Raw genomic sequence first — 23,673 nt, forward strand, 5'->3', positions numbered from 1 at the left:
TCGCTCCGTGTTTTGTAACCTAAGCGGTTGTGCTTGAAATATAAACTACACCCAACCCAATGTCGGTTTAATAAATTGTTGTCGCAGAGCGAGGCTGTGCGACAAGCCCAATAAACCCAAATTACGCCCGATTTGCATTGGCAGCAAGTCATTGGCGAAGGTATTGACTAAGCCGTCGGTCAAATTGATGATGTTATGCTGATCCGCTTGTCGCCGTTGCCGATACCTTTGCAAAACCGCACTTTCGCCCAAATCCTGCCCTTGCCGTGCCGCTTCAATCAGCACCTTGGCGAGATCCGCCACATCACGCAAGCCCAAATTAAAGCCCTGTCCGGCAATCGGGTGCAAGGTTTGCGCCGCATTGCCGATTACTGCCAAACGGTGATGAATTGCACGCTCGGCTTGCTGTAACGCCAATGGATACGCCACGCGTTTGCCGACTTGTTCAAACCGCCCCAAGCGCCAGCCGAATTGCCGTTGCAGGCGTTGCAGAAATGCCTGATCATCCAATACCATTACATCATCCGCCTGTTTGAGGCACCATACCAGCGATAGCCGATCGTTTTTCAGCGGTAACAGGGCGAGCGGTCCTTGTGCGGTGAAGCGCTCAAAGGCACGTCCGTGATGGGCTTGCGTGCTTTTGACATTGGCGATGACCGCACTTTGCTGATAGTCGTTTAAGATCTGATACTGAATACCGCACTGTTTGGCAACTGCCGACTGTGTGCCGTCGGCGGCGATTAAAAGTGGGGTTTCAAGGTGTTGGTGATTGCTTAAACGTAAGTTGACTTTTTCTGTCGAACGTTCAATCTGCGTCACGGTGCAGGGGGCGAGATAGTCGATATTCGCTTGTTGTGCGATTGCTTTTAACAACACTGCGCCGACTGCCGACAGTTCAACCACCGCGCCTAAACGGCTGAGATTGAGTTCTTGCGCCGACAGATCGACCAAACCGGCATGTCCGCAATCGGAGATATGAATTTGCCGGATATCTTCCGCCAACGGGGCGATGTTTTGCCATAGACTCGTATTCGTATCAACACGGATTTGTTGCAGTGTTTGGCAACTGCCATGGGACAGCGCGATACTGCGCGCGTCAAAACCGCACTTTTGTTGATGTCGATTGGCGGCTTGCGGCGGATTTTTTTCGATAATCGCAAGGCGTAATTCAGGCAAGCCTTGCGCCAACGCCAAGGCAAGACAACAGCCGCTCATTGCGCCGCCGACGATCACCACATCATACTGTTGTGCTTGCATTGCGATTTCCCCTATTTTTATTGCGTCTCTTTTTGCATTAAAATTTCGATTTCATCGATCTCTTTCGGCACGGCACTGGTCAGCACTTTGTTGCCGTATTCGGTGATTAGAATATTATCTTCAATCCGCACGCCGATACCTTGATATTGCGCCGGAATCTGGCTGTTGCGGCTTAAATACAGCCCCGGTTCGACGGTCAAAACCATGCCGGCCTCTAAGGTGCGGTTGCGGTTTTCGCCGTAATCACCGACATCATGCACGTCCAAACCGAGCCAATGCCCCAAACCGTGCATATAAAACGGCAGGTAGGCTTTTTGTTCGATTAATTCCTCGACTTCGCCGTGCAAAATGCCCAGGTTGGCCAAGCCGGCGACTTTGATTTTCAGCACTTCTTGATTGACCGCATAAATGCTTGCTCCCGGCACTAACAGCTCAAGCGCGCGTTTTTGCGCCTGTAGCACAATCTCATACACCGCCCGTTGCGCCGGGCTGAATTGCCCGTTGACCGGAAAAGTGCGGGTAATATCGCCGGCATACAGCGCAAATTCACAACCGGCATCGATCAGCACCAAATCGCCGTCTTGCAGCAGTTGATTGTTTTCGGTGTAGTGCAAAATACAGGCGTTTTCGCCACCGGCGATAATACTGTTATAGGAAGCAAAACGTGCGCCGTGACGGTTAAACTCGTGTAGGATTTCGCTTTCCAATTCGTATTCGTAGCGATTCGGACGCAGTTGTTGCAGCGCGCGCAGGTGTGCCAAAGCGGAAATTTGCCCGGCTTGCTGCAATAACGCCACTTCGTGTTCCGATTTAAACAGGCGCATTTCGTCGAGCAACGGTCGCCAGTCAATCTGTTGGAGCGGTGCGCGCAAGCCTTGGCGTTGATGTTCGCGCGCATAACGCAGGCTGTGTTTCACCGCGTCATCGCCCCAAGGTTGCAGATCGTCGGCGTGATAAAGTGCGGTTAGTCCGTTGAGTAATTTAGGCAGTTCCGTTTGTAAGCTTTCAATCGAATAAGCAGAATCGACATTAAGTGCGGTCGGCGCACGTTCCACGCCCAAACGCCGTCCGTTCCAGGTTTCCAGCAACGGATCAGACGGGCGCAGGAAAACCGCACTTTCGCTTTTGCCGTTTTGTTTGCGTAATAACAGCACCGAATCCGGCTCGTTGAAACCGGTCAGATACCAAAAATAACTGTCTTGGCGGAACGGATAATGGCTATCGGCGTTACGCTGTTTTTCCTGTGCCGCAAACACAAGCAAGGCGCTGTTGTCAGGCAATTGCGCCACTAAACGTTGACGGCGTTGCAAAAATTCGCTCGGCGGCAGTTCGGCTAGATAAGTTAAGTCCATATTGTTACCGCACTTTTAGTGTAATGTCGGGGATTGTTTTTCGATTGCTGTTTTTTGATGGGTAAATTCCGTATAGAAAAAGAGCGCGACCGCACGCACATATTCGCTGATTTCGGTCAGGGCACTGTCTAATTCTTCCGGCAGATCCTTTTCATCATAGCCGAGATTGGCAATATCATTCAGATCGTGTAGGGCTTCAACGATCTCTTCGTCCAGTTGATCCAAGTGCGGTTGTGCCAGTGCGGTGCCCAATAAGAAATGGCTGACCCATTCGGACAATGAATCGGCATGACGGAATAGATCGCTTTCATCTAACAGAAGCTCAAATGAAAAACTGTTTTCTTCGCCGAGTTGGGCGCTGATCTCATCCCGCAAGGCTTCGACTTTGTGTAATAAGGCGGTGGGATAGGCATTTCCGTTGTTGGTGAATTGATATACCAAGGTTTTCCAGCTGTCGTCTTGCAATCCGCCACAGGATATGCCGCTGAGGAAGCCGTGTAATTCGGCGGCATTCATGCCGATTTGGTATGATTGCAATAATTGGTCGAGTTGTTGATAGGTTAAGCTTGTGGTTGTCATAATTGTTTCCCCGTTAATTTACGTTTTATTTTAGCATTCAAAGCTAATGACGACCAATAAAACAATCTTTGTCTATGGTGAAAATCGCAGACTGTGGCATAATAATCGTTACTTTTTAGAAAATAGACGATAGATGAATCACGGGGTCAGCAGATGTCTAAAAATATCGAACTCCATATTTTTGGTCAGGTTTTACGATTAAATTGTCCGGAAGAACAACAAGAGGCGTTGCGGGCGGCGGCTGTTCAGCTGGAACAGCGGGTCGGCGAATTAAAAGAACGCACCGGTATTTTGCAACTGGACCGCATTCTGTCGATTGTGGCGCTGAATTTGACTTTTGAATTACAGCAGGAAAAACAAAAAAGCGTACAACAAGACGGTCTGCTTACACGGATTCAACAACTTGACGCCTCTTTGAGCGATGTATTGGCAACAACGCGTTTGTAGATGGTAAATATTCGCCGAATAGTCGCAAAAATGTGCGGGCGGACACATTATCACGTTGTAACACTGGTACTTTTTGTTGAATTAGGCTAGTATTTAAATAATAAATTTCCTGGGGTGTGCGTCAGCGGATTAAGTCCCTGAGCCGATACTTTAAACTTTTAGAGTCGGTCCCCCACTGTCGGTGTGCAAGCTCGGCTCGATCGAGAAGCCTGAAGACGGTATGACTGGCTCCCTTGAACCGTAGGGTTCAAGGACCGATTATTCGCAACGGCACTCCGGGTTCCTTTCTTTCGTCAAATCGGCCGAATGATTTGACGCAACCTGTCAACGCACAGATGACAACATTGCACAGATAACATTGTACAGATGACAAGACCGCACTTATGACAACATCCCCACCGTCGATCGCCGAACAACGCCAAGCCTTGCGCCGACACATGCGTCAGCAACGTTCGCAGCTCAGCCAAGAACAGCAACAACAGGCAGAACGGCGTATTTGCCGACAAGCGTTGGCATTGATTGAACAGCGCGGGGCGCAAACCATTGCCTTGTATCTCGCTTGTAACGGCGAAATCTCGACCGCACTTTTGATTGAAAGGCTATGGCAGCAAGGAAAAACGGTGTGTTTGCCGCGTTTGCACCCGTTTGTCAGCGGACATTTACTGTTTTTCCGCTATCAGCCGGATACCCGACTAAAAGCAAACGCGTTTGCCATCCCGGAACCGCACTTGGATATTACCGCACTGGTGCCGCAATCCGAATTGGATATGGTATTTACGCCGTTGGTGGCGTTTGATCGACAGGGTAACCGTTTAGGCATGGGCGGCGGTTTCTATGACCGCACTTTGCAACATTGGCAACGGAAACGCTTTATTCCGGTCGGCTTGGCACACCAATGCCAACAAGTTGAACAACTGCCGGTTGAACATTGGGATGTGCCGTTGGCGCAGATTTTGGCGGGATGATTGATTCCTCAACTCACTAACGCCGAAAATTCCGCTTCCGATAACACCCGAACCCCCAATTCTTGCGCTTTGCTCAGTTTGGAACCGGCTTTTTCGCCGGCGATCAGGTAATCGGTTTTCGAGGAAACGCTGCCGCTGACTTTGCAGCCGAGCTGTTGCAAATAGGCTTTTGCCTGATCGCGGTTCATTTGGGTTAAGGTGCCGGTGAGTACCACATTTTTACCCTTCAACGGGTTATCGCCAATCTCTTTTTCTTCGATGGCGTCCCAATGCACGCCTTGTGCCAGCAAATCTTCGACCACGCTGACATTGTGCGCTTCTTGCCAGAACAGGTAAATCCGCATTGCCACTACGTCGCCGACATCCTGCACTGCTTTTAACTGTTCTTGATCAGCAACGCGGATTGCCTCTAACGTTTTAAAATGGTTGGCGAGATTTTGTGCGGTGGCTTCGCCGACATCGCGAATGCCGAGGGCGAAAATAAACCGTGCCAGCGTGGTTTTTTTCGCTTTTTCCAGGCTGTTCAGCGCATTTTGTGCCGATTTCTCGCCCATACGTTCCAAACGCATAAGCGTGATTTTATCCAGACGGAACAGATCGGCAGGGGTGTGCAGCAATTCGCGATCAACTAATTGTTCGATCAGTTTGTCGCCCACACCGTCAATGTCCAACGCTTTGCGCGAGACAAAATGTTTCAAGGCTTCTTTGCGCTGTGCGTCGCAGAATAAACCGCCGGTGCAACGTGCCACCGCTTCGCCGTCAATCCGCACGATCGCCGAGCCGCACACCGGGCAGTGCTGCGGGAAGTGAATCGGCTGTGCATTGGCAGGACGGCGCGCTAATAAAACGCCGGTAATTTGCGGAATCACATCCCCGGCGCGGCGGATAATCACGGTATCGCCAATCGCGATCCCGAGACGTGCGATTTCATCACCGTTATGCAGGGTGGCATTGCTGACGGTGACGCCGGCGACAAAGACGGGCTCGAGTTTTGCCACCGGCGTAATCGCGCCGGTGCGCCCGACCTGAAATTCCACGCTGTTCAGCACGGTTAATTGTTCCTGTGCAGGAAACTTATAGGCAATCGCCCAGCGTGGCGCGCGGGCAACAAAGCCGAGCTGTGTTTGCAGCGCAATCTCATTGACTTTCAATACCGTGCCGTCAATGTCGTAACCCAGTTGCTCACGTTTTGCGCCCATTTGTTGGTAATATTGCAATACTTCGGCTTCGCCTCGGCACAGGCGGATTTCCTTATTAATCGGCAGCCCGATAGATTGCAGCCATTGCAGGCGTTCGTAATGAGTAGCAGGTAATTGCACCCCTTCGGAAATGCCGATACTGTACGCGTTTAAACTTAACTGGCGTTGACGGGTGATTTTCGGATCCAGCTGACGCAATGAGCCGGCAGCGGCATTGCGCGGATTGGCAAAGGTTTTTTGCCCGTGTTGCAACGAATCTTGGTTCAGGCGTTCAAATGCCGCATGCGGCATAAATACTTCGCCGCGCACTTCCAGACGCGCCGGCGGATGTGCCGTTAACAACTGTAATGGAATATTGCGGATGGTGCGGATGTTATTGGTAATATCTTCGCCGGTGGTGCCGTCGCCACGGGTTGAGGCTTGGCTTAGTACGCCGTTGACATACAAAATACTGACGGCTAAACCGTCCAGCTTCGGCTCACAACAAAAGGTGAGTTCATCTGAATTGCCCAATCGCTCTTGAATCCGCTTAGTGAAGGCAAAAAAATCGTCGTCGGAAAAGGCGTTATCCAGCGAGAGCATTGGCAGTTCATGGGTAATCTGGCGAAAGCCGGCTAGCGGCTTCGCCCCGACCCGTTGTGTCGGCGAATCGGCAGTGATCAATTCGGGATGATCCGCTTCCAACTGTTTCAGTTGATTCATTAAGCGATCATATTCGCCGTCGGGAATTTGCGGTTGATCCAACACATGATAAAGGTATTCATGTTGACGGAGTTGTCGACGAAGTTGTTCAATTTGCTCGGAAACGGTTTGTGTATTCATGGTGTTGTTATATCTAAATAAAGACCGCACTTTTAACGAAAAGTGCGGTTGATATGTGGCGGTTATACCTAAGTGATCAATTAATCAAACTCAAGTAGTGATTTTTTGAGCTTTCGTCAAACGGTTGGCGCTTGTCGTTGAGTACTTGTCCGCCCAATTGTTGCGCCAATGTTTGCGCGGCGCGTAATAATAAGCGGAAGTTTGCCAAATCGCTGCCCGGTGACGGCAGGTGCATAAATAAGACTAAACCGGCGGTGCGGAAATCGGCAAGGTTATCCAAATCAAAAATCCCCGGATTCATCATATTGGCGGCACTGAACAGAATCGGCGAATTGCCGTCCAAATCAAGATGGCGGTGATACAGTTGGTGCTGCCCGAACAGGAAGCCGAGGCTTTCCAGCGATTGTACCACTTGCGTGCCTTGGAAACCTTGGGCGCCGGGGGCAACCACATACAGTATTAAGCGGGCGGGTTTTTCAGCGACAGGCGCTGCCGGTGCGGCTTCTTGAGGTTGTTCTGCATGGCTTGTTTCGCCCGCAACGGCTTCGTTTGGCACAGCAACCGGTTGCGGATTCAACCGGGCACGCACGCTTTCGGCGGCACTGGTCGGATTGATTGGCGCAGTATCGACAATCGGTTCGGTAATGTTGATTTTATTTTGCTGTGTCATCTTCGCCAGTTCTTCGCGCAAAATCGTGGAGGAGGTGTTAATGCCTTCTTCGCTGTCGATTTCTTGTTCTAAGTCGGCAATGGTGCGATTCAGCAGCGAAGAACGGGAAAGCGATTCGGCGTTGCTGCTTTGTGTTGTCGCAACCGCACTTGCAACCGCTTGCGTTGCTTGCGGCAAGGTAATCCGAATCTTGCTGACCGCCTGTTCAACCGAAACCGGCGCTTGTGCTGTTTCCTGTCTGGCTTGCTGCGGTGCTTCGTATGCCGCTTGTGTCGAATACTCGGTGTTGGCTGCCGTGGTGCTTGTTTCCGGCGTGGTATAGCCATGCTCGCCGGCATTCGCGGCTTGCGGATGGCGATCCGGCAGATCCTGCCCTTCGGTGCGGGAATCGTAGGTGAAGGTGTTCGCGGATTTAAACAGTTGTGATTTTTCCCGACGGCTCGACCACAGTCCGTGAGCGACGAGAATCACCAAAATAAGTACGATGAGAATGATTAAAATAATATGTGAATCCATTATGAACCTATTCTTTTTTAACGTTGTTCAGGGTACATACACACTGGCGAACATCGAATGAAACCAATAACGCCCACAACCACAACCAGAGATCGGTTTTGGTAGCTTATCATATTTTTTCCGTAACAGGGTAGGGGCTGTTGCGCTTTGTTTCTATTTGCTTTCGCCCAGACAGTCACTTATAGTGGGCGACAGTTAACTGAATAAGGGAAGGAAACATGTATCAATCCGAATTCAAACAAGGTTTGGAATATTTCTTACGCGGCTGGCATTTGATCACCCAACCGGGATTACGCCGTTTTGTCATCATGCCGATTTTAATCAATATTGTGCTGTTAGTGTTGGTGTTTTGGGTGATGTTAGGGCAAATCGGCAGCTTGGCGGCGTGGACGGTCAGTTTTGTGCCGGCGTGGCTCGACTGGCTGGGTTATATTATTTATGCTTTGGCGATTGTCACGGTGTTGTTGGTTTTTTTCTTTATTTTCAATCTGCTTGCCGGCTTTATCGCCGCGCCGTTCAATGGCATTTTGGCGGAGAAAGTGGAACGGATGCTGACCGGACAAGCGCTGGATGACATGGGCATGTTGGATTTGGCAAAAGATACGCCGCGTATTTTATTGCGCGAGTGGCAAAAATTTGCCTATTCCTTTCCGAAATTTATCGGCTTATTTATTCTCAGCTTCGTGCCGGGTATCGGGCAAACCTTGGTTCCGCCGCTGTTTTTCTTATACGGTGCTTGGATGGCGGCGATTCAATATGGTGATTATCCGTTTGACAATCATAAAATCCCGTTTAAGCAAATGCGCTACCAACTGGCGGAAAAACGCAGCCTAAACCTGACATTCGGCGGCTTGGTCTCGATCTGTACCTTTATTCCGTTTCTGAATTTTATTATTATTCCGGTGGCGGTGTGCGGCGCGACCGCACTTTGGGTCGAGCATTACCGGGTGGTGTCGAATGCGGATTTCCGCCGGACAAGTGGCCGCACCGAGGTGGCAACCCGCACACCGACCGATTTAATTCCGTAAGATGAAATAACCATAGGTTATAACGTATAACAACAAACCATTATTGTTTTATTAGAAAAGCGATTATGCTCTGCTCATGGCTTCAAAAGCGACCCATATATCGATGACAACAAGAGGTTACTATGACAATTTTTGCAGATAATTCACAAACCATTGGCAACACGCCGTTAGTCCGTTTAAAACATTTTGGCAATAACGGCAATGTGTTGGCGAAGATCGAATCACGCAACCCGAGTTTCAGCGTAAAATGCCGTATCGGTGCCAATATGGTGTGGCAGGCGGAAAAAGACGGCACCCTGACCAAAGACAAAGAAATTGTCGATGCGACCAGCGGCAACACCGGAATCGCGTTAGCCTATGTCGCGGCGGCACGCGGTTATAAAATCACCCTAACCATGCCGGAAACCATGAGCTTGGAGCGTAAACGGCTGTTGAAAGGTTTGGGGGTCAACTTGGTGTTGACCGAAGGCGCCAAAGGCATGAAAGGCGCGATTGCCAAAGCCGAAGAAATTGCGGCTTCCGATCCGAACCGCTATATCATTTTAAAACAGTTTGAAAACCCGGCAAACCCGGCAATTCACCAACAAACCACCGGTCCTGAAATTTGGAATGATACCGCAGGTAAAGTCGATGTATTGGTTGCCGGCGTCGGCACCGGTGGTACGATTACCGGTGTCAGCCGTGCGATCAAACAGGATTTTGGCAAAGCGATCACCTCGATTGCGGTTGAGCCCGCCGAATCGCCGGTGATCACCCAAACCCGCAACGGCGAAGAGGTCAAGCCGGGTCCGCATAAAATTCAAGGCATTGGTGCCGGGTTTATTCCGAAAAATTTGGACTTGTCCTTAATTGACCGGGTGGAAACGGTGGACAGCGATACTGCGATTGCGACCGCGCGCCGTTTGCTGGCGGAAGAGGGCATTCTGGGCGGCATTTCTTCCGGTGCTGCGGTTGCGGCGGCGGACAGAATCGCCAAATTGCCGGAATTTACCGACAAATTAGTGGTGGTGATTCTGCCTTCAGCCTCTGAACGTTACCTCAGCACCGCACTCTTTGACGGAATTGATGTGTAATAAGAAATAACCATACATAAATTGATATTTAATTTATACCTAAAAGTAAGTATAATTTGATCCCTGAGTGGAATGCTCAGGGATTTTTTGTTTTTTATTTTATTCATTTGGAGTCTTGAATAGCAATAAAAAGAGAAAAAACGTTATTACTTTGGCACGTAATAATAAAAGTAGGCTTAGCCTGTACTATATTTAGGAGTTATCACATCATGTCAATAGGGTTGTTTGAACAAACTGATCCGGCACGCCGCCGTTATGGCTTAGCGGTATTTATCGGGATTATCGCCGGGATTATTTCTGCTTTCGTAAAATGGGGCGCCGAGCACCCGTTCCCACCGCGCAGTCCGTTAGATCTGTTCGCCGCCGCGTGTAAAGATCCGTCACAGGCATTGGACGTTTGTTCGCGTGCGTTTTTGAATCCGCCACACGTTTTCCTGCGCGATTATATCGGTATTGATCCGACCGAAGCCGCGTTTACCTTTGCCGATCACGCATTTAACTGGATTGGCGTCACCCATATGATTTTCTCATTGGTGTTCGCGATCGGTTACTGTATCGTTGCCGAGCGCTTCCCGAAAATCAAATTCTGGCAAGGTATCGGCGCCGGTATTCTGGCGAATATTGCCGTGCATTACATCACTTTCCCGATGTTGGGCTTAACCCCGCCGGTTTCCGAGTGGCCTCTGTACGAACACATTTCCGAGTTAGTCGGGCACATCTTCTGGTTCTGGACTATCGAGGTGATCCGCCGTGATCTGCGCAACCGCATTACTCACGAACCGGATGCGGAAGTGCCGTTGAACGCGCCGTTCCGTTAATCTTAGTTAATGCACAAAAGTAAAAAATCCGAGCCTTGGCTCGGATTTTTTTATCTCTTTTATTTACGAATTTAATCCCACCAACGTCATCAACCGCACTTTATCCTCTAAACTCAAAGTGCGGTATTCGCCGTTGGCTAATCCTTGTAAAGTCAATCCGGCGGTTGCGGCACGGATTAAGCGCAAGGTGGGGAAGCCGATATGGGCGGTCATACGTCGCACTTGGCGGTTACGCCCTTCGTGGATTTGGATTTCCAGCCAAGCGGTCGGGATATTTTTACGCGTGCGAATCGGTGGATTGCGTTGCCACAAATCAGCCGGTTCAGGGATTAACCGCACTTTAGCCGGTAAGGTTTTGCCATCATTTAAGATGACGCCGCTACGCAGCGCGGCAAGTGCGGTTTCATCGGGAACGCCTTCCACTTGCGCCCAATAGGTTTTCACCGTTTTAAATTTCGGATCGGTCAGACGGTGTTGCAATTGTCCATTATTGGTGAGCAGTAGCAAACCTTCGCTGTCGCGATCCAAGCGCCCGACCGGATAGACTTCGGCACGCGGAATGTAGTTTTTCAAGGTGGCGCGTTGTTGCTCATCGCTGAATTGGGTCAGCACATCAAACGGCTTATTCAAGAGTACAATGATGGTGTCTTCAAGGTTGATGGTTTTGCTGCGTTTTGCGTGCAAAAGTGCGGTTCGCTGTATTGAGCGGGGCGATGAATGGCGAAAAGTGCGGTTGCTTGTCTTAGGTTTGCGCATAATGTTAAAAAATTATTAAAAAAATTGTGAAAGTGTGATATGAATAAAAGAAATCCTCAGCGAAAAACTATACTATCCTAATGCTTAACGAGAGTATATTTTTTTAGAGTCTGTGGACTTTATACAACCCAAAACGGAAAAGGAGCAAATATGCAAAGTAAAGTCGTTGTCCCGAATCAAGGTGCTAAAATTACGTTAGAAAATGGTCGGTTGAATGTGCCGAATAATCCGATTATTCCGTTTATCGAGGGCGACGGGATCGGGGTGGATGTCACGCCGGCAATGCGTTTGGTGTTGGATGCCGCGGTGGCAAAAGCCTATAACGGACAGCGTAAAATCGAGTGGATGGAAGTGTATACCGGTGAAAAATCCACCAAAATATACGGCGAAAACGAGTGGTTGCCGCAAGAAACCTTGGATCTGATCAAGGAATACCGCGTGGCAATTAAAGGCCCTTTAACCACGCCAATCGGCGGTGGTATCCGTTCCCTCAACGTGGCGTTGCGCCAACTGTTGGATCTGTATATCTGCTTGCGCCCGGTGCGCTATTATGAAGGCACGCCGAGCCCGTTGAAACACCCGGAATACACCGACATGGTGATTTTCCGTGAAAACTCGGAAGACATTTATGCCGGGGTAGAATGGCAAGCCGGCACGCCGGACGCAGAAAAAGTGATCGAATTTCTGATCAAAGAAATGGGCGTCAACAAAATCCGTTTTACCGAGGATTGCGGAATCGGGATTAAACCGACCTCGAAAGCCGGTACGCAACGCTTAGTCCGCGCCGCAATCCAATATGCGATTGATAATGATCGTGATGTGGTGACGCTGGTGCACAAAGGCAATATCATGAAATTCACCGAAGGCGCATTCAAAAATTGGGGCTATGAAGTCGCGCAAAAAGAGTTTGGTGCGGAACTATTGGACGGCGGCCCGTGGATGAGCTTCAAAAATCCGAAGAGCGGTAAAACCATCACCGTCAATGACGTGATTGCCGACGCATTCCTGCAACAAATTTTGTTACGCCCGAAAGAGTATGATGTGATCGCCACCATGAACCTGAACGGTGACTATATTTCTGACGCGTTGGCAGCGCAAGTGGGCGGAATCGGCATTGCGCCCGGCGCGAATATCGGCGACGAATGCGCGATTTTTGAAGCGACCCACGGCACTGCGCCGAAATACGCCGGGCAGGACAAAGTCAATCCGGGTTCATTGATTTTGAGCGGCGAAATGATGTTGCGCCATTTAGGCTGGATCGAAGCGGCGGATCTGGTGGTGAGCGGCATGGAAAAAGCGATTTCCAACAAAACCGTGACCTACGATTTCGAGCGTTTGATGGACGGTGCGACCTTGCGCAAATGTTCCGAATTTGCACAGGACATTGTGGATAATATGTAATCGACGCGCTTGCAAAAGCCAAAATAAAACCACAACGTGCGAATGTTGTGGTTTTTTATCGTTAATTATAACGAATGAATGAGGTTATAACGGCTGGGTTTCAAACCAGCTTTCCAGAATAATACAGGCGGAGATTGAGTCGATCTTGCCTTTTTCCAAGGCTTTAAAACCGCGGCGGGCGAAGATTTCGGCGCGCGCTTCGACGGTGCTGAGGCGCTCATCGTGCAATTCGACTTGTACCCCGAAGCGTCCGTGAATGCGTTGCGAAAATTTGCGCGCCCGTTGGGTGATGTCTTGCTCGGTGCCATCCATATTCAGCGGCAAGCCGACAATCACGATTTTCGGTTGCCACTCTTGCAGGCATTTTTCAATCAGCGCCCAGTCAGGGACGCCGTCGTTGGCTTTAAACGCGTTCAAGGCTTGTGCCGTGCCGGTGATACTTTGCCCGACGGCACAACCGATACTTTTTACGCCAAAATCGAAGGCAAGTGCGGTAAATCCCATTAGGCGTGCCCTGCGTGCGTGGTTAAATAGGTCGGCTCGAAACCCAAAGTGCGGTTCGCTTCCAACCAGCGATGATCATAAGGCACATCAAACAGCAAATGTTCATTTGATTCCAACACCAACCAGGCATTATCGGCAATTTCCCGTTCCAATTGCTGCGGCTGCCAAGTGCAACAGCCGAGTGCCACCAGATATTTTTCCGGCGCATTGGCACGCCCGACGGTTTGCAGTATGTCCGCCGAAGTGGTCAGCCAAACCTCATCCGACACCGCAAAGCTGTGTTGAAACGGCGGAATACATTTGGTGTGCAGAATAAAACCGCGTTCGACGCCGACCGGTCCGCCGATTAATACCACATCGTCACGGCGGTATTCACGCTGATCAGCAATTAAAAAATTCAGCTTGGCAACGATTTCCGGCACGCTGATATCGGTTGCGCGAGTTAACATGATCCCCATCGAGCCTTCGTCATTGTGTTCACAAATATAAATCAGTGAATTTTTAAAAAACGGGTCATCCATGCCCGGCATTGCCAACAGAAAATGGTCTTGTAATTTCATCATTATCCTCTCCTTTCCTCTGTTTCTTTTGCCTGTAAGCGGCGTTCAATCGCATTCATTAACATTGAAGTAATCGAGATTTGCGGAAATGCCGTTTCGATTTCACGAATGCAAGTCGGACTGGTGACATTGATTTCGGTCAGTTTATCGCCGATTACATCTAAGCCGACAAAAATCAGCCCTTTTTGTTTTAAGTACGGCGCAACCGCTTTGGCGATCGCCCAATCATGTCCGTTGAGCGGACGGGCTTCACCGCTGCCGCCTGCCGCCAGATTGCCGCGCGTTTCGCCTTTTTGCGGAATCCGTGCCAAGCAGTAAGGCACGGGCTCGCCGTCTACCACCAGAATCCGTTTATCACCGTTGACGATTTTCGGAATGTAGGTTTGCGCCATGCAGTAATGTTTACCTAAACCGGTTAACGTTTCAATAATCACCGATAAGTTCGGATCATCTTGTTTAACACGGAAAACCGAGCTGCCGCCCATGCCGTCCAACGGTTTTAAAATAATATCGCCGTGTTGCCGATGAAAGGCTTTGATTCGTGCCGTATCGCGCGTCACCAAGGTTTCGGGCGTTAATTCGGCGAACCACGCGGTATAGAGTTTTTCGTTGCAGTCACGCAGGCTTTGCGGTTTATTCACGATTAAGCAGCCTTGTTCTTCCGCCCGCTCTAACATGTAAGTGGCATAGATAAATTCGGTGTCGAACGGAGGATCTTTGCGCATTAAAATCACGTCCAACGCCGCCAGTTCCAGGGTTTCTTCGCTTAAAAAGCCAAACCAGTCGTTGTAGTCATAACGCACTTCCAGCCGGCGCATACGTGCTTTGGCGACACCTTTGTCTAAAAACAAGTCGTTCATTTCCATGTAATACAGTTGATAACCGCGCGCTTGCGCCTGTTCCAACATCGCGAAACTGGAATCTTTTTTGATATTGATGGACTGAATCGGATCCATCACAATGCCGAGTTTAATCATGCTTTTTTCCTTATAAATCACCGAAACAGACTTGCAGGGCGGTAATTGCCGCCAAAGCTGCGGTTTCGGTGCGCAATACGCGTTTGCCGAGTAGTACCGATTGAAATTGCCGTTGCTCCGTCATTGCGATTTCCGTTGGTGATAAACCGCCTTCCGAGCCGATTAACAAGCGTACACCGGTTGCGGGAATATTTTTTAATTGACGAATGCCGACGTCGGCGCGCGGGTGTAAATTCAGTTTTAGCATATCCGTTTCTTCTGCACACCAATCCGTCAGTTTCATCAGCGGGCGAATTTCGGGAATCCGATTGCGCCCGCATTGTTCGCAAGCGGCAATCGCAATTTTCTGCCATTGCTGAATTTTTTTCTCCGTGCGCTCGCTGTCCAGCTTCACGCCGCAACGTTCCGACCACAGCGGCGTGATCACATTCACGCCCAACTCGACCGATTTTTGAATGGTGAATTCCATACGGTCGCCGCGCGAAATCACTTGCCCCAAATGAATCGTCAGATTGGACTCGCGATCATCTTTAATCGCCGCCGCCAACCGCACGTTGACCGATTTTTTGCTTATTTGATTAATCGTAGCAGGATAAATATGGTTGCTGCCGTCAAATAATTCAAGTTGTTGCCCGACGGTCATGCGTAACACGCGGGCAACGTGGTTGACTGCCTCGTCGCTTAATTCGCAATGACTAAGTGCGGTCAACGGTTCGGGGTGATAAATTCGTGGAATTCGCATAGCTGCTCATGTAGTGGTAAATGTCATACCGGAATCATAACACCGATAAAAATAAAACACTAACCGCACTTTGGCACTTGTTTATATTTTGAGTTGCTGTTTTTTCTTCTCTGGCGATCAAATGTTTTATTTTAACTATTACAAAGTAAGATATATAATACATTTGAACTAAGGAGACATAATGTATACTATTATCGAACGTCCTCAATTTCAGCATAAAGTGAAAGCGATTTGGACAGAAGATGAGCGGCTTGAATTTTTTAGTTATATTTCTCAATATCCTTTGAGCGGTGATGTTATCCCTCATTCGGACGGTATGCGCAAGGTGCGTTGGCAGGCTAGCGGTAAAGGTAAACGAGGTGGAGCAAGAGTGATTTATTTTAATTTGCTCGAAGACGGTGTCATTGTCATGATCGATATTTACCCGAAAAATGAAAAAGCAAATCTCTCACCGCAAGATATTAAGCAATTAAAAAGGAGTTAGACATGGATAAGATTTATCAAAAAATTCAGGAAAAAACCCAAAATTGGAATGTAGATCAAATTGTCACTGCGATTATTGAAGATGATCCGGACATGGCGGAATATGCCAAGGATTTGCACGAGACTCTCACCGACATGAAAAATGGTGACTATAGTAGCGCACGGATCACCAAAATTGCTGTGTCGCCAATTGTAGCCACGCGAAATAAAATGCAGTTATCTCAGCCTAAATTTGCCGAAAAACTGGGAATTTCGCTCAACACCCTGCGTTCATGGGAGCAAGGGTTGCGCAATCCAAGTGGTGCAGCCAAAACGCTACTTGATTTGCTACACCGCAAACCGGAGCTGATTAACGAACTACGCTAAGCCAGCGATCTGCAAGATAGCGTTAAAAATCAAACAGCGCGCGGCTGTTTTGCCAGATTGTTTGTTCGATTTGTTGGGCGGATTCGCTACGCAATTCGCTTAAGGCTTGCAAGACCAACGGCAAGCGTGCCGGGCGATTGGGTTCGCCTTGATAACCGAACAGCGGCATATCCGGGCTGTCGGTTTCTAACACTAAGCAGTCTAACGGCAATCGACGGATCGCCTCACGGGTTTTATTGGCGCGCTGGTAGGTGATTGTGCCGCCTACGCCGATAAAATAGCCGAGATCGACAAAACGTTTGGCTTGATGATAACTGCCGGCAAAACCGTGCACCACGCCTTTTTTCGGCAGTGAAATCCGTTTCAAAAAGGTATACAGCTGATCGTGGCTGCGGCGCGAATGCAGGCTGATCGGCAGGTTAAACTCACGTGCAAAATAGAGTTGGCTTTCCAAAAAATGGCTCTGCTTTTGCCACATTTCAGGGGTAATCAACGCTTCGATCGCGCGCTCCAAACCGACTTCCGCCACGGCTTTACATAAGTGCGGTTTGGCTTGCAACCGCACTTTGAGCCGCTCTAAATCAGCCTCTTGATGTTGCTGGATATATAACGGATGTAAGCCCAAACCGTAGCACAGTTGTGCCGGGGCTTGGGTGCAAAGTGCGGTCAGGCCGTCGAATTGTTCCGCCGTCACCGCCGCAATCAAGATTTTTTCCACCCCGGCCGCCCTTGTCTCCGCCACGCCTTCGGCTGCGGATTGTTGGCGCTGGTGAAGCAGATAATCAAAATGGGTGTGGGTGTCGAAAAAGGGCATGGCGGTTCTCTTGTTTAAATGGCGGTATAGTATAAATTTTAAGAATTCCTTCTCCCCTTGTGGGAGAAGGACAGGTTTTAGCGTCGTTCAGACGCTAAAATCAGGATGAGGGAAGGTTCACCCTCATCCGTCCTATCGGACACCTTCTCCCATCAAGGGAGAAGGGAATTGTGTCAATATTACGACAAAAGGGCGCATTAACATACGCCCTTATTTTAAATCCGACGATTTAAAATCAACTTACATCGCGTAATACATTTCAAATTCAGCCGGGTGTGGCAACATTCTTAAACGTTGTACGTCTTTCGATTTCAATTCGACATAAGCCGCGATGAAATCGTGGCTGAACACGCCGCCGCGGGTTAAGAAATCGTGGTCTTCTTGCAACGCATTCAATGCTTCGTCCAACGAGCCGGCAACGTGCGGCACTTGTTTCAGTTCTTCCGGTGGCAAGTCGTACAAGTTTTTATCCATCGCGTCGCCCGGATTTAACTTGTTGATGACGCCGTCCAAGCCCGCCATTAAGATTGCGGAAAACGCTAAATACGGATTGGCGCACGGATCCGGGAAGCGCACTTCGATACGGCGCGCTTTCGGGCTGTTGACCGTCGGAATGCGAATCGAGGCAGAGCGGTTGCTTGCCGAATACGCTAACAGCACCGGCGCTTCATACCCCGGCACCAAACGTTTATAGGAGTTGGTGCTTGGGTTGGTGAACGCATTCAACGCTTTGGCATGTTTCACCACCCCGGCGATAAAGTGAAGTGCGGTTTCGGATAAGTTGGCGTATTTGTCGCCTGAGAACAGGTTCACGCCGTCTTTGCTTAAGGAAATGTGCACGTGCATGCCCGAGCCGTTGTCGCCGAACAGCGGTTTCGGCATAAAGCAGGCGGTTTTACCGTGTTCGTGCGCCACGTTGCGCACCACATATTTATAAATTTGGGTTTCGTCCGCCTTTAAGGTTAAGGTGTTGAAGCGGCAAGCGATTTCATTTTGACCGGCAGTCGCCACTTCATGGTGGTGCGCTTCAACCACTAAGCCGAATTCTTCCATTAACAAGCACATTTCGGAGCGGATATCTTGCGACGAATCGACCGGTGGCACCGGGAAATAGCCGCCTTTCACCGCCGGGCGATAGCCGCTGTTGCCGCCTTCGTATTCGGTGTTGCTGTTCCATGCGGCTTCTTCGTCGTCAATCGCAAACGAACTCGCCCCCATACCGACTTGGAAACGCACGTCGTCAAACAGGAAAAATTCCGGTTCAGGTCCGACTAAAACCGTGTCGGCAATGCCGGAGGCTTTCAAATATTCCTCGGCACGCAGCGCAATGGAACGCGGATCGCGCTCGTAGCCTTGCATGGTGGTCGGCTCGAAGACGTCACAACGAATGCTTAAGGTCGGAATCGCAAAAAACGGATCGATAATCGCGCTTTCCGCAATCGGCATTAATACCATGTCGGATTTATTGATCGTTTTCCAGCCTGCCATCGACGAGCCGTCAAACATTTTGCCGTCTTCGAAAAAATCTTCATCTACCGCACTTTTGGGGATGGAAATGTGTTGTTCAGTTCCTTTGATATCGGTGAAGCGCAAATCCACGAATTTGACGCCGTGTTCCTCAATCAGTTTAAATACATTGGCGATAGCAGCCTGAGACATAACTAAAATCCTCTATAGGGTAACGTGAAAAAATATAATAATCAGTCGGTTTGTTTGAAACGTAACCAAAATATAATCCATAAAAATAAAAAATCAACGGCTTTTTTTGCCGATTGGTTAAATGCCGTATTCAAATGACTATTTTATTCGCTTTTCATTATTTTATAGCCGTTTTGTTTGAAAAACGTTATAATTCGCCACCTTCCAATGAATGTTATCTCAAAGCCACCGCATTGACGGTTTTTTGGAACCCGTATTTCTTTTCACTAAAACGAAGAATTTTCAATTATGAATAATGAGTTAGATATCAGCAAGCTTCGCAATATTGCGATTATTGCGCACGTCGACCACGGCAAAACCACCTTGGTTGATAAACTGTTACAACAATCCGGCACGCTGGAAAGCGCGCGCGGTGACGGCGATGAGCGCGTAATGGATTCCAACGATCTGGAAAAAGAGCGTGGCATTACCATTTTAGCTAAAAATACGGCGATCAACTGGAATGAGTACCGCATTAATATCGTGGACACCCCGGGACACGCCGATTTCGGCGGTGAGGTAGAACGCGTGTTGTCGATGGTGGATTCGGTGCTGTTGTTGGTTGATGCCTTTGACGGCCCAATGCCGCAAACCCGTTTTGTGACGCAAAAAGCCTTTGCCCACGGCTTGAAACCGATCGTGGTGATCAATAAAGTGGATCGCCCGGGCGCGCGCCCTGATTGGGTGGTGGATCAAGTGTTCGATCTCTTCGTGAACTTGGGGGCAACCGACGAACAGTTAGACTTCCCGATTATTTATGCTTCCGCCTTAAACGGTGTTGCCGGGGTGGAACACAAAGATTTAGCCGAAGACATGACGCCGCTGTTTGAAGCGGTGGTGAAATACGTTGAGCCGCCGAAAGTGGAAAGCGACAAACCGTTCCAAATGCAGATTTCGCAACTGGATTACAACAACTATGTCGGCGTGATCGGTATCGGACGGATCAAACGCGGTGCGGTCAAACCAAACCAACAAGTGACGGTTATCGACAGCGAAGGCAAAACCCGCAACGGCAAAGTCGGACAAGTGTTGGGGCATTTAGGTTTACAACGTTACGAAGCCGATATCGCCAGCGCAGGGGATATTATTGCGATCACCGGTTTGGGCGAGCTGAATATTTCCGACACCATTTGTGATGTCAGCAGCGTGGAAGCGTTGCCGGCGTTAAGCGTGGACGAGCCGACCGTGACCATGTTCTTCTGTGTCAATACCTCGCCGTTCTGCGGCAAAGAGGGCAAATTCGTCACGTCGCGCCAAATCTTAGAGCGTTTGAACAAAGAATTGGTACATAACGTGGCATTGCGCGTGGAAGAAACGGAAGATCCGGACGCGTTCCGTGTTTCCGGCCGTGGCGAATTGCATTTGTCGGTATTAATCGAAAATATGCGCCGTGAAGGTTATGAATTGGCGGTTTCCCGTCCGAAAGTGATCTTCCGTGAAATCGACGGGCGCAAACAAGAGCCGTTCGAGCAAGTGACGATCGATATTGAAGAACAACATCAAGGTTCGGTGATGGAAGCGTTGGGGATCCGCAAAGGCGAAGTGCGCGACATGGTGCCCGACGGCAAAGGACGCACCCGTTTGGAATACATCATTCCAAGCCGCGGCTTAATCGGTTTCCGTAACGAATTTATGACCATGACCTCCGGCACCGGCTTGCTCTACTCCAGCTTCAGCCATTACGACGATGTCAAAGCGGGCGAAATCGGACAACGGATCAACGGCGTATTGATTTCCAACGCCACCGGCAAAGCCTTGGCGTATGCGTTATTCAGCTTGCAAGAGCGTGGTAAATTAATGATCGATCACGGTACTGAAGTCTACGAGGGGCAAGTGATCGGCATTCACAGCCGTGGCAACGATTTGACCGTCAACTGTTTGCAAGGTAAAAAATTGACCAATATGCGCGCTTCGGGTAAAGACGACGCGGTGGTGTTAGTGCCGCCGGTGCGTTACACCTTAGAACAAGCATTGGAATTCATCGACGATGACGAGTTGGTTGAAGTCACCCCGGTTTCTATCCGTATCCGTAAGAAATTACTGACCGAAGTGGATCGTAAACGCGCCAGCCGCACTACGACCAGCACCAGCACCCGTTAATTCGGACTCGGTTTTCGTGATAAAAAACAGACGGTTTGGATGCTAAAAGCAGGGGCGGATTAGATATCCGCCCCAGATTGCTAACAAACTTACTTCTCTCCCTCCGCGTGCGGAGGGAGTACCGTTTTTGGTAAGAAAAATGGGGAGGGAGGGGGAATATGAAAATGCAACATATTCATTTTTAACATTCTTTATGTCTCCCTCCGTCCTTCGGACACTTCCCTCCGCATACGGAGGGAGGGAAATTATTAGAGAAAGAGGCGTTGTCATCAGCCTCTACTTTGTGTTTTATTAATCATCAAAGAGTAAAACACCCGATAACATTCGCTATCAGGCGTTTTTCAATTCAATATTCTGCCATTATTTTCTGGAAAGCGGCGGTACAAAGGTAATCCCCATATCCCACGGCTGTTCGATCCAAGTGGCTTGCGGAATATCCACCACATATTCATCGACTAGCGGTGCGCCGGACGGTTTGGCGAATACGGTGACGAAGTGGGCTTTCGGATACATTTGACGGATTGCGCGGGCGGTGTTGCCGGTGTCGACCAAATCGTCGATCACGATAAAGCCTTCGCCGTCGCCTTGTGCGGCGTGCAGCACTTTTAATTCGTTTTGCTGATCGTGATCGTAGCTGGCGATACACACGGTTTCTACGTGGCGTAAGCCCAATTCACGTGCGATCACCGCACTTGGAAACAAACCGCCGCGACTGACGGCAATAATGCCTTTCCAACGGGAAGCCGGCATTAAACGCTCAGCCAGTTTGCGGGCATGCATATGGAACATATCCCAAGTGACAATATATTTTTCGCTCATAATTGAACCCTTTTGTGTGATCTAGGAAAAATTGTTGGCTTTGTAGGCAAGCCTGATTTAAAAAATTGCGATAGGATAACCTGAAAAGGGATTTCATGCTATGATTAATCCCGATTTTTTGCGGATTTTAACGAGGTTTCTGTCGCGATGAACAGGATGGCGATAGAGACTCTCAATCGGCTATTTTGACTTTTTATAGAGGACTGATTATGCAATCAATTAAACAGCTGCAACCAACACTGTTATGGCAGTGGTTTCAACAAATTTGTGATATTCCGCATCCGTCTTACCAAGAACAGCAACTTGCCGAGCATATCGTGGCTTGGGCAAAACAGCAGCAATTATGGGTCGAACGCGATGCGGTCGGCAATATTCTGATTCGCAAACCCGCGACAGCCGGCATGGAAAACTGCCGAAAAGTGGCGTTGCAAGCGCACTTGGATATGGTGCCGCAGAAAAATGAAGGCACGGTGCATGATTTCAGCACTGATCCGATCAAAGCGTATATCGACGGCGAGTGGGTGACGGCGGAAAATACGACGCTCGGCGCCGATAACGGCATTGGTTTGGCTTCGGCATTGGCGGTGTTGGAAAGCCGGGACTTGGCGCACCCGGATTTAGAAGTGTTGCTGACCATGACCGAAGAGAGCGGCATGGTCGGTGCCAACGGTTTACAACCGAACTGGCTGCAAAGCGAGATTTTGATTAATACCGACACCGAAGAAAACGGGCAGATTTATATCGGTTGCGCCGGCGGGATTGATGCCGATCTGCGTTTGGATCTGGAGTGGCAAGCCAATACATTGCCAAATAGCGCGAAACTGGTATTGAAGGGTTTGAAAGGCGGGCATTCCGGCGCAGATATTCATACCGGACGCGGTAATGCGATTAAGTTATTGGCGCGGGTGTTGGCGCAATTACAAGCCCATGTCGATTTCCAATTGGCAGATATTAACGGCGGTTCGGTGCGTAATGCGATTCCGCGCGAGGCTTCGGCCCTGTTGGCGTTTGACGGCAGCGATGAACGCTTGCAAAGTGCGGTTGCCGATTTGCAGCAGGAATTACAAGCTGAGCTGGCATTAAGCGAACCGCACTTGAGTTTGCGTTTAGAGCAGGCAGAGGTTGCACCGCAGGTGTTAACCGAAGTGGCGACTGATCGCACAATCGATCTGTTAAACGCCTTGCCAAACGGTGTGATCCGCAATAGTGATGTGGTGAAAGGCGTGGTGGAAACTTCACTCAGTATCGGGGTGTTAAATGTGGCGCAACAGCAGCTGAAAATCACGATTTTGATTCGCTCGTTGATTGAAAGCGGCAAGCATGCAATCTGTTCCACTTTAGATTCAATTGTCAATCTTGCCGGCGCTGAAGTCGAGTTCAGTCATGATTACCCGGGTTGGGAGCCGAACCCGCAGTCGGCGATTTTACCGATCACGCAGCAGCATTACCGCCGAATCTTAGGCGAAGAGCCGCTGATTCAGGTGATCCATGCCGGCTTGGAATGCGGTTTGTTCAAAAAACATTATCCGCATGTGGATATGGTCTCAATCGGACCGACCATCCGTAACGCCCATTCACCGGATGAAAAAGTGCATATTCCGGCGGTGGCAACGTATTGGCAGCTGTTGACCGCACTTTTGGCGGATATTCCGCTTAAATCTTAATTTAATGAATGTAATTTTTAATATCTCTTGCTCACGGACGGGCAAGAGATATTTTTGTCTGTT

23 protein-coding genes and 1 other RNA gene are annotated in these 23,673 nt (G+C 49.4%); 11 read left to right on the forward strand and 13 right to left on the reverse strand.

Features of this window, described 5'->3' with window-relative positions; genetic code table 11:
* Positions 1–45: 45 nt before the first annotated feature.
* From ubiH to ACWA5Z_RS05455, 3 genes are read right to left on the reverse strand one after another with little or no spacing between them, the layout of a single operon-like run.
* Entirely contained in the window at positions 46–1,257 is a 1,212-nt protein-coding gene (gene ubiH / locus ACWA5Z_RS05445; RefSeq protein WP_431050533.1) for a 2-octaprenyl-6-methoxyphenyl hydroxylase, read from the reverse strand.
* Positions 1,258–1,274: 17 nt separating this feature from the next.
* Complete coding sequence (gene pepP / locus ACWA5Z_RS05450) at positions 1,275–2,609, reverse strand: Xaa-Pro aminopeptidase (RefSeq protein WP_431050536.1); 1,335 nt, start codon at positions 2,607–2,609, stop codon at positions 1,275–1,277.
* Between the two features lie 15 nt (positions 2,610–2,624).
* Positions 2,625–3,188 (reverse strand): UPF0149 family protein, encoded by a 564-nt coding sequence (locus tag ACWA5Z_RS05455; RefSeq protein ID WP_431050538.1) that lies wholly within the window; start codon positions 3,186–3,188, stop codon positions 2,625–2,627.
* 153 nt (positions 3,189–3,341) lie between these two features.
* On the opposite strand from ACWA5Z_RS05455, the gene ACWA5Z_RS05460 reads away from it, so the two are divergent.
* The 3 genes from ACWA5Z_RS05460 to ACWA5Z_RS05470 all read left to right on the forward strand — a co-directional run bounded on the left by ACWA5Z_RS05460 (position 3,342) and on the right by ACWA5Z_RS05470 (position 4,600).
* Entirely contained in the window at positions 3,342–3,635 is a 294-nt protein-coding gene (locus tag ACWA5Z_RS05460) for a cell division protein ZapA (RefSeq protein WP_431050540.1), read from the forward strand.
* 103 nt (positions 3,636–3,738) lie between these two features.
* Positions 3,739–3,921, forward strand: a non-coding RNA gene (ssrS, locus tag ACWA5Z_RS05465) — 6S RNA.
* Between the two features lie 97 nt (positions 3,922–4,018).
* Positions 4,019–4,600, forward strand: coding sequence for a 5-formyltetrahydrofolate cyclo-ligase (locus ACWA5Z_RS05470; RefSeq protein ID WP_431050542.1), 582 nt, complete (start codon positions 4,019–4,021; stop codon positions 4,598–4,600).
* 8 nt (positions 4,601–4,608) lie between these two features.
* Here the strand turns inward: ACWA5Z_RS05470 and ligA are convergent, their stop codons facing one another.
* Together ligA and zipA are read right to left on the reverse strand one after the other, a co-directional pair.
* Positions 4,609–6,621 (reverse strand): NAD-dependent DNA ligase LigA, encoded by a 2,013-nt coding sequence (ligA, locus tag ACWA5Z_RS05475; protein ID WP_431050544.1) that lies wholly within the window; start codon positions 6,619–6,621, stop codon positions 4,609–4,611.
* 76 nt (positions 6,622–6,697) lie between these two features.
* Entirely contained in the window at positions 6,698–7,807 is a 1,110-nt protein-coding gene (zipA, locus tag ACWA5Z_RS05480; protein ID WP_431050546.1) for a cell division protein ZipA, read from the reverse strand.
* A gap of 218 nt (positions 7,808–8,025) precedes the next feature.
* Here zipA and cysZ point away from each other — a divergent pair, with 218 nt between their 5' ends.
* The 3 genes from cysZ to ACWA5Z_RS05495 all read left to right on the forward strand — a co-directional run bounded on the left by cysZ (position 8,026) and on the right by ACWA5Z_RS05495 (position 10,726).
* A complete protein-coding gene (gene cysZ, locus ACWA5Z_RS05485; RefSeq protein ID WP_431050548.1) occupies positions 8,026–8,835 on the forward strand; it encodes a sulfate transporter CysZ in 810 nt (269 codons plus the stop codon).
* 122 nt (positions 8,836–8,957) lie between these two features.
* Entirely contained in the window at positions 8,958–9,908 is a 951-nt protein-coding gene (gene cysK, locus ACWA5Z_RS05490) for a cysteine synthase A (RefSeq protein ID WP_431050550.1), read from the forward strand.
* Between the two features lie 209 nt (positions 9,909–10,117).
* Positions 10,118–10,726, forward strand: a complete 609-nt coding sequence (locus ACWA5Z_RS05495; RefSeq protein WP_431050552.1) for a YagU family protein — start codon at positions 10,118–10,120, stop codon at positions 10,724–10,726.
* A gap of 63 nt (positions 10,727–10,789) precedes the next feature.
* Here the strand turns inward: ACWA5Z_RS05495 and ACWA5Z_RS05500 are convergent, their stop codons facing one another.
* Positions 10,790–11,482, reverse strand: coding sequence for a pseudouridine synthase (locus ACWA5Z_RS05500; RefSeq protein ID WP_431050554.1), 693 nt, complete (start codon positions 11,480–11,482; stop codon positions 10,790–10,792).
* 150 nt (positions 11,483–11,632) lie between these two features.
* On the opposite strand from ACWA5Z_RS05500, the gene icd reads away from it, so the two are divergent.
* Positions 11,633–12,883: an NADP-dependent isocitrate dehydrogenase gene (icd, locus tag ACWA5Z_RS05505; RefSeq protein WP_431050556.1), complete on the forward strand. Its 1,251-nt coding sequence runs from the start codon at positions 11,633–11,635 to the stop codon at positions 12,881–12,883.
* Positions 12,884–12,967: 84 nt separating this feature from the next.
* Here the strand turns inward: icd and ruvX are convergent, their stop codons facing one another.
* The 4 genes from ruvX to rsmE are packed head-to-tail and all read right to left on the reverse strand — an operon-like array spanning position 12,968 to position 15,666.
* The gene (gene ruvX, locus ACWA5Z_RS05510) at positions 12,968–13,387 is read right to left on the reverse strand and encodes a Holliday junction resolvase RuvX (RefSeq protein WP_431050557.1); all 420 of its coding nucleotides are present in this window, start codon (positions 13,385–13,387) and stop codon (positions 12,968–12,970) included.
* The gene (locus tag ACWA5Z_RS05515) at positions 13,387–13,947 is read right to left on the reverse strand and encodes a YqgE/AlgH family protein (protein ID WP_431054298.1); all 561 of its coding nucleotides are present in this window, start codon (positions 13,945–13,947) and stop codon (positions 13,387–13,389) included. The genes ruvX and ACWA5Z_RS05515 overlap by 1 nt, the downstream gene beginning before the upstream one ends.
* 2 nt (positions 13,948–13,949) lie before the next feature.
* Positions 13,950–14,924: a glutathione synthase gene (gshB, locus tag ACWA5Z_RS05520; protein ID WP_431050559.1), complete on the reverse strand. Its 975-nt coding sequence runs from the start codon at positions 14,922–14,924 to the stop codon at positions 13,950–13,952.
* A 10-nt stretch (positions 14,925–14,934) separates the two neighbouring features.
* Entirely contained in the window at positions 14,935–15,666 is a 732-nt protein-coding gene (rsmE, locus tag ACWA5Z_RS05525; protein ID WP_431050561.1) for a 16S rRNA (uracil(1498)-N(3))-methyltransferase, read from the reverse strand.
* A gap of 181 nt (positions 15,667–15,847) precedes the next feature.
* Between rsmE and ACWA5Z_RS05530 the strand changes: the two genes are divergently transcribed.
* Positions 15,848–16,150, forward strand: coding sequence for a hypothetical protein (locus tag ACWA5Z_RS05530; protein ID WP_431050563.1), 303 nt, complete (start codon positions 15,848–15,850; stop codon positions 16,148–16,150).
* A gap of 2 nt (positions 16,151–16,152) precedes the next feature.
* Entirely contained in the window at positions 16,153–16,515 is a 363-nt protein-coding gene (locus ACWA5Z_RS05535) for a helix-turn-helix domain-containing protein (RefSeq protein ID WP_431050565.1), read from the forward strand.
* Positions 16,516–16,537: 22 nt separating this feature from the next.
* Here ACWA5Z_RS05535 and ACWA5Z_RS05540 read toward each other — a convergent pair whose 3' ends face one another.
* Positions 16,538–17,329, reverse strand: coding sequence for a TatD family hydrolase (locus ACWA5Z_RS05540; protein ID WP_431050567.1), 792 nt, complete (start codon positions 17,327–17,329; stop codon positions 16,538–16,540).
* Between the two features lie 240 nt (positions 17,330–17,569).
* Complete coding sequence (glnA, locus tag ACWA5Z_RS05545; RefSeq protein ID WP_431050569.1) at positions 17,570–18,988, reverse strand: glutamate--ammonia ligase; 1,419 nt, start codon at positions 18,986–18,988, stop codon at positions 17,570–17,572.
* Between the two features lie 288 nt (positions 18,989–19,276).
* Between glnA and typA the strand changes: the two genes are divergently transcribed.
* A complete protein-coding gene (typA, locus tag ACWA5Z_RS05550) occupies positions 19,277–21,127 on the forward strand; it encodes a translational GTPase TypA (protein WP_431050571.1) in 1,851 nt (616 codons plus the stop codon).
* A gap of 360 nt (positions 21,128–21,487) precedes the next feature.
* On the opposite strand, the gene gpt is transcribed toward typA, so the two are convergent.
* Positions 21,488–21,946 carry a xanthine phosphoribosyltransferase gene (gene gpt, locus ACWA5Z_RS05555; RefSeq protein ID WP_431050573.1) on the reverse strand — a complete coding sequence of 153 codons (459 nt, stop codon included), beginning with the start codon at positions 21,944–21,946 and terminating at the stop codon, positions 21,488–21,490.
* A gap of 209 nt (positions 21,947–22,155) precedes the next feature.
* Here gpt and ACWA5Z_RS05560 point away from each other — a divergent pair, with 209 nt between their 5' ends.
* Positions 22,156–23,610 carry an aminoacyl-histidine dipeptidase gene (locus ACWA5Z_RS05560; RefSeq protein ID WP_431050575.1) on the forward strand — a complete coding sequence of 485 codons (1,455 nt, stop codon included), beginning with the start codon at positions 22,156–22,158 and terminating at the stop codon, positions 23,608–23,610.
* Positions 23,611–23,673: the final 63 nt, after the last annotated feature.

This window comes from Testudinibacter sp. P80/BLE/0925 (genome assembly GCF_053570785.1).

What these genes read in the sequence shown, in the direction of transcription:
- ubiH (WP_431050533.1), bottom strand. Translation starts at nt 1,257, where the DNA reads ATGCAAGCACAACAGTATGATGTGGTGATCGTCGGCGGCGCAATGAGC.
- pepP (WP_431050536.1), bottom strand. Translation starts at nt 2,609, where the DNA reads ATGGACTTAACTTATCTAGCCGAACTGCCGCCGAGCGAATTTTTGCAA.
- ACWA5Z_RS05455 (WP_431050538.1), bottom strand. Translation starts at nt 3,188, where the DNA reads ATGACAACCACAAGCTTAACCTATCAACAACTCGACCAATTATTGCAA.
- ACWA5Z_RS05460 (WP_431050540.1), top strand. Translation starts at nt 3,342, where the DNA reads ATGTCTAAAAATATCGAACTCCATATTTTTGGTCAGGTTTTACGATTA.
- ACWA5Z_RS05470 (WP_431050542.1), top strand. Translation starts at nt 4,019, where the DNA reads ATGACAACATCCCCACCGTCGATCGCCGAACAACGCCAAGCCTTGCGC.
- ligA (WP_431050544.1), bottom strand. Translation starts at nt 6,621, where the DNA reads ATGAATACACAAACCGTTTCCGAGCAAATTGAACAACTTCGTCGACAA.
- zipA (WP_431050546.1), bottom strand. Translation starts at nt 7,807, where the DNA reads ATGGATTCACATATTATTTTAATCATTCTCATCGTACTTATTTTGGTG.
- cysZ (WP_431050548.1), top strand. Translation starts at nt 8,026, where the DNA reads ATGTATCAATCCGAATTCAAACAAGGTTTGGAATATTTCTTACGCGGC.
- cysK (WP_431050550.1), top strand. Translation starts at nt 8,958, where the DNA reads ATGACAATTTTTGCAGATAATTCACAAACCATTGGCAACACGCCGTTA.
- ACWA5Z_RS05495 (WP_431050552.1), top strand. Translation starts at nt 10,118, where the DNA reads ATGTCAATAGGGTTGTTTGAACAAACTGATCCGGCACGCCGCCGTTAT.
- ACWA5Z_RS05500 (WP_431050554.1), bottom strand. Translation starts at nt 11,482, where the DNA reads ATGCGCAAACCTAAGACAAGCAACCGCACTTTTCGCCATTCATCGCCC.
- icd (WP_431050556.1), top strand. Translation starts at nt 11,633, where the DNA reads ATGCAAAGTAAAGTCGTTGTCCCGAATCAAGGTGCTAAAATTACGTTA.
- ruvX (WP_431050557.1), bottom strand. Translation starts at nt 13,387, where the DNA reads ATGGGATTTACCGCACTTGCCTTCGATTTTGGCGTAAAAAGTATCGGT.
- ACWA5Z_RS05515 (WP_431054298.1), bottom strand. Translation starts at nt 13,947, where the DNA reads ATGAAATTACAAGACCATTTTCTGTTGGCAATGCCGGGCATGGATGAC.
- gshB (WP_431050559.1), bottom strand. Translation starts at nt 14,924, where the DNA reads ATGATTAAACTCGGCATTGTGATGGATCCGATTCAGTCCATCAATATC.
- rsmE (WP_431050561.1), bottom strand. Translation starts at nt 15,666, where the DNA reads ATGCGAATTCCACGAATTTATCACCCCGAACCGTTGACCGCACTTAGT.
- ACWA5Z_RS05530 (WP_431050563.1), top strand. Translation starts at nt 15,848, where the DNA reads ATGTATACTATTATCGAACGTCCTCAATTTCAGCATAAAGTGAAAGCG.
- ACWA5Z_RS05535 (WP_431050565.1), top strand. Translation starts at nt 16,153, where the DNA reads ATGGATAAGATTTATCAAAAAATTCAGGAAAAAACCCAAAATTGGAAT.
- ACWA5Z_RS05540 (WP_431050567.1), bottom strand. Translation starts at nt 17,329, where the DNA reads ATGCCCTTTTTCGACACCCACACCCATTTTGATTATCTGCTTCACCAG.
- glnA (WP_431050569.1), bottom strand. Translation starts at nt 18,988, where the DNA reads ATGTCTCAGGCTGCTATCGCCAATGTATTTAAACTGATTGAGGAACAC.
- typA (WP_431050571.1), top strand. Translation starts at nt 19,277, where the DNA reads ATGAATAATGAGTTAGATATCAGCAAGCTTCGCAATATTGCGATTATT.
- gpt (WP_431050573.1), bottom strand. Translation starts at nt 21,946, where the DNA reads ATGAGCGAAAAATATATTGTCACTTGGGATATGTTCCATATGCATGCC.
- ACWA5Z_RS05560 (WP_431050575.1), top strand. Translation starts at nt 22,156, where the DNA reads ATGCAATCAATTAAACAGCTGCAACCAACACTGTTATGGCAGTGGTTT.